Below are 6,773 nucleotides of genomic sequence, written 5' to 3'. Positions count from 1 at the left end.
AAATGCTGCTCGATTCCCTGCTCTGATAAAACGGCCAGTTTTCTCCCGTTTCATACGTGCTGTCTTCCAGTACCGCGTACTCCGCCTGATACGATGTTCCGTTTCTGTCATAGAGAACCTGCCCAGTCAGATCACCCTGTCCGATCCATGCGCTCCCGCTCTCCCGGTAAGCAGGAAAGAGCTGCAACGCCTCTGTCCCCCGGAAACGTACAGCTTCTGTCCAACGGAAATGATGGATCACCTTCCATGTTCCTTCTTTTTCCAGTTCCACGGCAACCCCGCTGAGTCTCAGTTCCTTCTTTTCATATTCTCTCGAATACTGCGTATAGCCATCCTGTGAAACTGCAACTTCCACTCCATCATTGATCGGATAATCATTTGTCTCAGTAAGAACCCGTCTCGCATTCCGGCATTCCAAGAGATCTTCCTCCTTCAGATCATCCAGGATCGTTTCCGGAAATCCAAGGGACAAAAGATGTGTCCGGATCTCCTCGCACTCCGCATTTGTCGTCGTCTCTTTCTCTGCCCAGTTCATACGGTACGAACCCAAAAATCCATATCCGATCAAAATCCCTACAGCCGTCACAAGAACAGCAGCCCACGCGCATTTTCCATTCGGGATCCGCTCCGGATATTCTCCCAGAATATATCCGGCTTTTTCCAGGCGTGCTGCCATACGACTGGTCGCCATAAGGATCTGGATATAGTTTGCCAGAAAAATAAGTCCAATGATAAGATCATTATAATTTCCGCCAGCGATATGTGCGAGACACGCGACAAGCGCATACCAGAGGATCATATGGATCAGATTGTTTTTTTCCGCCTTTTCACCACGTTTCTTTAATTCGATGGTTAAACCGTAAAAGAAACAGATAAAAATTAGCAGCGGCAAGATTCCAACGAGAATAGAAACTATCTTCCAAGCTTCTGCTGCTTCGATTCTTTCCCTGCCGATATATGTTCCAACGATCAGAAGAAATATCGTAAGAAGCAGTTTGATCCCAGCAAGCCCATATGCACTCCGAAACCATCGGTTTTCTCTCCTTAATCTCCGCAGTCCCAGAAAGATCATCAAAATACCGATCGAAGGCAGGATATAATTTAATAGAAGAAAGTTCAGCGTGATCACACACATTCCCATCCCAACCAAGATATTCTCATACGTCTGCTGCCAGAGACTTGTCTTTTGATCCACCGGCTTATTTCTGCCGTTTTCATACTGGTCTTTTGAGAGATGTCCAGCGTTTTCCTGCGGACTCTCTTTCCCATTCTGTTCCTCTGTACTCTCCCAAAACGACTCCTGCATCCAGATCCTGGTATCCATGCGATCCCTCCCTTTTATCTCAGTCGAGAAGACTCCCACCTCTTTCAAGTGGTACATAACAGTAAACAACCAATGCAGTCCATTTTATATTTCGACACGATCCACCTCTTCTATCTATAAATATACCATAACTTTTTCCTCTATCAACCTGCAGTGTTCAATTTTAAGAAAGGTGTAATCTATGTGGCAATTTTATGGCATTTCAATTACATTCCTCTTACGTATTCTTACATCTTATTTTATTGTATTGTATTTTCTGATATTTTCTGATACTGTGAATTTAACGAAAAGGAATGTGCCTTTATATGTAACAGGGAATTCCTCAAACGGTTCTGTTACACACGAGAATTTCGCAACAAAAGTCAAGGTCCAGAAAGGAGTTTCTATGAATTTGAATCATCTGATCATCCCTATCACCATTGCAGTCATTCTGATTCTGATCCTTGTCCTTATCGCATGTGGATACGTGAAAGCTCCGCCGGATCAGGCTTATATTATTTCCGGTCTTAAGCATGACGCAAAGATCCTCATCGGACGTTCCGGAATACGGATCCCGTTCTTTGAACGGATGGACCGTTTGTATCTCGGACAGATGACCGTCGATATCAAGACGGAACAGTCCGTTCCGACAAACGACTTTATCAATGTCAATGTCGATGCGGTTGCCAAGGTACGGATCACCCCATCTCAGGAAGGGATCCGTCTGGCAGCAAAAAACTTCTTAAATAAGAAGCCCGAGGATATCACCATGGATCTCCAGGATTCCCTTCAGGGAAACATGCGTGAGATCATCGGTACTCTCTCCTTAAAGGAGATCAACACCGACCGTGATTCTTTCTCTGATCAGGTTATGCTAAAGGCATCCAAGGACATGGATAAGCTGGGAATCGAGATCCTGTCCTGTAATATCCAGAATGTCACTGACGATAATGGATTGATCCGGGATCTTGGTGCCGACAATACCTCAAAGATCAAGAAAGATGCCGCGATCGCAAAAGCCCAGGCAGACCGCGATATCGCTATCGCCCAGGCAGAAGCGAACAAATCTGCCAACGATGCCCGCGTACTTGCGGAGACAGAGATCGCGGAGAAAAATAATGAGCTGGAGATCCGTAAGTCGGAGCTTCAGAAGCACTCCGACACGAAAAAAGCGGAGGCGGACGCTGCTTATGAGATCCAGAAGCAGGAACAGGAAAAAACGATCCAGACAGCTACCGTGAATGCCCAGATCGCAAAGGCGGAGCGCGAAGCAGAGCTTCGGAAGCAGGAAGTTGCCGTACAACAGCAGCAATTAGACGCAGAAGTCAACAAGAAAGCAGATGCGGAGCGCTACAAGGTCGAGCAGGAGGCGGCGGCGATGCTTGCAAAACGCCAGCGTGAAGCGGAAGCCAGAAAATATGAGTTAGAAAAAGAAGCGGAAGCCATGCGTACAAAGGCAGATGCCACAAGATATCAGGCGGAGCAGGAAGCCGCCGGAATCCGTGCCCGCGGAGAGGCGGAGGCGGCTGCGATCCAGGCAAAGGCCGTCGCTGAGGCGGAAGGTATGGAGAAAAAAGCGGAAGCTTACGCGAAGTACAATAACGCTGCTATCGTCGAGATGTTAGTAGGCATTATGCCGCAGATGGCCGCAGAGATCGCGAAGCCATTGTCTTCTATCGACAAAGTCAATATCTACGGAACCGGAGGTGCAAACGGTACAAACGGCAGCGGAGTCAGCGAGATCTCCGGAAATACAGCTGCTGTCATGCAGCAGGTTTTCGACACCATGTCCGAGGCCACCGGTGTGGATTTCAGGGATATCCTGAAAGCGCAGACGTATGACGCGAAGGTGAACCGGAATATTAATGTCAGCGGACTTACGATCCCGGCTGTACATCGTGAACAGACTGCAGATCCCGCAGCCGCAGAACCCGAATCCGGTACTTCCGATTTAAGTTCCGGCACGGGTGATTCAGCAATACCGTCCACACCAGACGCGGAAACTGTTCCGGAGAACCACACCTCATAATTACATTATTTAGTCCCGCTCCTTCCCCAGCATGGTAAATGTAGACTTACAGACTGATTCCAATCGTCATACCCATACTCCCCCTACTTACCCCCGGCAGTGTCTCTCACAGGACACTGCCGGGGTCTTTTAAAATATAGGACGATCCCACGCGGACGCCCACTGAACCTGCCGCAAGCGGCAGGTTCGGATGCTCCGTACAATGAATGTGCCCTGGCATATTCTCGCGCCCCGCGCGGTTGCTTGTGACAGTCTACATCTTCGCGCGAATGCATATCATTGGCACGTGACTGTCTTTTATATAATAGGGAATTACTCGGAAGTTCCTATTACTCAAAAAAGACACCCACCTCCGGCCATCTCTGACCAAAAGTGAGTGTCTCTATAAGGGAAACATAAAAAATTGTGAAGCTGTTATTACAGCACAACACCGTCTTTAAAAATGGAGATCTCGCGGAAACCTTTCTCCTCGGCTTTTGTCTGTTTTCCGCCGGCAACCTCGATCACAAGCTGCAGAAGTCTCTTCGCAGCATCATCAATGGTCTCGCCGTCAGCAATCGGACCGGCATCGAAGTCGATCCAGCCTTTCTTTCTCTCCGCAAGCTGGCTGTTTGTCGCCAGTTTTAAGGTCGGAGCCGGTGCACCAAACGGTGTTCCGCGACCTGTTGTGAACAGGATCATGTGCGCTCCGGCAGCCGTCATGGCTGTTGCAGATACCAGATCATTGCCTGGTCCGTAAAGCATATTAAGTCCCTTTGTGACAACAGGATCACCGTAGCCGATAACGTCCATGATCGGGGCTGTACCGCCCTTCTGGACACATCCGCAGGATTTATCCTCAAGGGTGGTGATACCGCCCTGCTTGTTTCCTGGGCTCGGGTTGTCGTATACGACCTCGTGGTGGCTGATGAAGTAGTTCTTAAAGCCGTTGATCATGTTGACGGCTTTGTCGAATACTTCTTTATTTACACAGCGGTTCATTAAGAAACCTTCCGCTCCGAACATCTCCGGAACCTCTGTAAGCACAGTAGAACCGCCTCTGGCTGCCATCATATCGCTGAAACGTCCGACAGTCGGGTTTGCGGTGATGCCGGAAAGTCCGTCGGAGCCTCCGCACTTCATGCCGACAACAAGCTCACTGACCGGGATCGGCTCTCTCTCAAACTGCGCCGCGTATGCGGAACATTCCTCGAGAAGCTTTCTTCCTGCCTCAAACTCATCATCCACTTCCTGACAGGTCAGGAATTTTACACGATCATGGTCGTAATCGCCAAGCTCTTCCAGGAACTGCTCATGGGTCAGGTTCTCACAGCCAAGTCCTAATACAAGAACAGCGGCTGCGTTCGGATGACGGACAAGGGCTGCAAGAAGCTTTCTTGTCTGTGCATGATCTGCGCCTGTCTGGCTGCAGCCGAACGGATGCGGGAATGTATAGAGTCCGTCAATGGTGCCTTTCACAAGATCCTGATTGTCGCGGACCATTTTCTTTGCGATATCATTGACACAGCCTACGGTCGGGATGATCCAGATCTCATTGCGGATCGCCGCGCGGCCGTCTTTTCTGCGGAAGCCCATAAAGGTCTCCGGCTCAACTTTTTCCGGGAAGTCGAGGGACGGAGTATAGGTATACTCCATCTCTCCTTCCAGATTTGTCTTCACGTTGTGGGTGTGCATCCATGCACCGGCCTCTGCGTCTGCTGTCGCGTGACCGATGGCAAAGCCGTATTTGACGATATTCTCACCGTTTTTGATCGGTTTTAACGCGATCTTGTGGCCCTGTGGGATGTCCTCAAGCGCTGTGACTGTAATGCCGCCTGCAGTGACCTCCTCACCCTTTTTGATTGGGTGAAGAGCGACCGCTACGTTATCCAGTCTGGAAATCTGAATTACTTTCATATGTTAATTAAAGGCAGCTTGCAAATGCAGCCTTTGCTCCTTCCGTGCGAATCTTCTTAAGGTCAGCGACAACCTTCTCCTCAAGACCAGCGATCTTTGTGAGATCCTGATCCCACATCTTCTCGTTAGTGAGAACTGCGTTTACAAGAGCCTCTGCGGAGTCATCCTTGTGCGCATAGTAGAACTCAAGTGCCCATCTGTCATCGCTTACGGTGTACTCGTTGCCGGCCGGACGCTTGCAAACAAGACCTGCGTCTGTCAGAGCCTGGATGTCATTGCTGTAGAATGCGATATAAGCCGCTAAGGACATGGTCAGGCACTCCGGAAGCTTACCGGTCTCTTTGATGTACTCAAGGAAGGACGGCATGTTTCTTGCTTTCCACTTAGATGTGGAGTTTAAGGAGATGCTCATTAACTCATGGTCAACGAACGGGTTGTTGAAACGATCCTGTACTGCGGATGCGAACTGCATTAAGTCGTTCTTGTCAAGCGGAAGTGTCGGGATAACCTCATCGTAGAGCATCTTGTTCATGAAGCCCTTGATGACCTCGTCATGCATACAGTCACGAACGATGTTCTCGCCTGCAAGGTAAGCGCCGAGTACGAAACCTGTGTGAGCGCCGTTTAAGATTCTAACTTTTCTCTTCTTGTACGGGCTCATATCCGGTGTTACGAATACTTTGTCAAGAAGTCCTGCTTTCTTGAACGGAAGAATGTCGTTTAACTTCTCATCGCCCTCGATGACCCAGACGCCGAATACCTCGCCGACATCTGTAAGCGGGTCAGCGTAGCCGTTCTTCTGCTCAAGCTCAGCAACTTCGTTTGCGTCTTTGATACGGCCCGGAACGATACGGTCTACTAAGGAACCGCAGAATGTGCAGTCTTCATTTACGTACTTCTTGAATCCGTCCTCAAGTCCCCACTGCTCGATGTACTGGTTTACGCACTTTAAGAGCTCTTTACCGTTGTTGTCGATCAGCTCGCAGGCAAGCATGATGATACCTTTCTTTCCTGCTTTGTAACGATGATAGAGAACCTGAGTTAATTTTGCCGGGAAGCTGGACGGCGGGCAGTCATCCTGTTTGCAGGACGGATCATACTGGATACCGGCCTCTGTTGTGTTGGAAACGATGATCTCAAGATCGTCGCTTGCAGCAACCTCCATCATCTTCTCGTAATCCTCTTTCTCATACGGATTTAAGCAGCGGTTTACGCTGGAGATCACTCTCTTAGCGTCTACCTTCTGTCCGTTCTCGCTTCCGCGAAGGTACAGTGTGTAGAGACCTTCCTGCTCGTTGATCATCTTTGCAAGACCTGGAGCGATCGGCTGTACCAGGCAGCACTTTCCGTTCCAGCCTGCCTTCTCATTTGCAAGGTCGAACCAGTAATCTACGAAAGCACGAAGGAAGTTTCCCTCACCGAACTGAAGAACTTTCTCCGGTGCGTCTTTTAATACATATCCATCATAACCAGATTTTTTGAGAACATCATAATTTAAGCGTTCCATAATAATTTCCTTTCTTCATATAAAAGAATTCATGGTAT

The 6,773-nt window shown here is 48.9% G+C and carries 4 protein-coding genes (1 of these 4 running past the window's edge); 1 reads left to right on the top strand and 3 read right to left on the bottom strand.

Annotated elements, in window-relative coordinates; translation table 11 throughout:
• Nucleotides 1-1,324, bottom strand: partial view of a hypothetical protein gene (locus ACI3EW_RS04375; RefSeq protein ID WP_405579659.1) — the 5' portion only. 242 nt of this gene lie to the left of the window's left edge; only the first 1,324 of its 1,566 coding nucleotides appear in the window; its start codon is at nt 1,322-1,324; its stop codon lies off the left edge, out of view.
• A gap of 385 nt (nt 1,325-1,709) precedes the next feature.
• Here ACI3EW_RS04375 and ACI3EW_RS04370 point away from each other — a divergent pair, with 385 nt between their 5' ends.
• Nucleotides 1,710-3,332 carry a flotillin family protein gene (locus ACI3EW_RS04370; RefSeq protein ID WP_405579656.1) on the top strand — a complete coding sequence of 541 codons (1,623 nt, stop codon included), beginning with the start codon at nt 1,710-1,712 and terminating at the stop codon, nt 3,330-3,332.
• Nucleotides 3,333-3,749: 417 nt separating this feature from the next.
• On the opposite strand, the gene ACI3EW_RS04365 is transcribed toward ACI3EW_RS04370, so the two are convergent.
• Together ACI3EW_RS04365 and ACI3EW_RS04360 are read right to left on the bottom strand one after the other, a co-directional pair.
• Complete coding sequence (locus tag ACI3EW_RS04365) at nt 3,750-5,228, bottom strand: UxaA family hydrolase (protein ID WP_117503430.1); 1,479 nt, start codon at nt 5,226-5,228, stop codon at nt 3,750-3,752.
• Nucleotides 5,229-5,235: 7 nt separating this feature from the next.
• Nucleotides 5,236-6,735, bottom strand: a complete 1,500-nt coding sequence (locus tag ACI3EW_RS04360) for a tagaturonate reductase (protein ID WP_015552574.1) — start codon at nt 6,733-6,735, stop codon at nt 5,236-5,238.
• Nucleotides 6,736-6,773 lie beyond the last annotated feature (38 nt).

Source organism: Pilosibacter rotomagensis (assembly GCF_045062245.2).
GTDB lineage: Bacteria > Bacillota > Clostridia > Lachnospirales > Lachnospiraceae > Pilosibacter.
The sequence above is the reverse complement of the archived record's forward strand: the minus strand, read 5'-3'. Positions and strand labels throughout refer to the sequence as shown.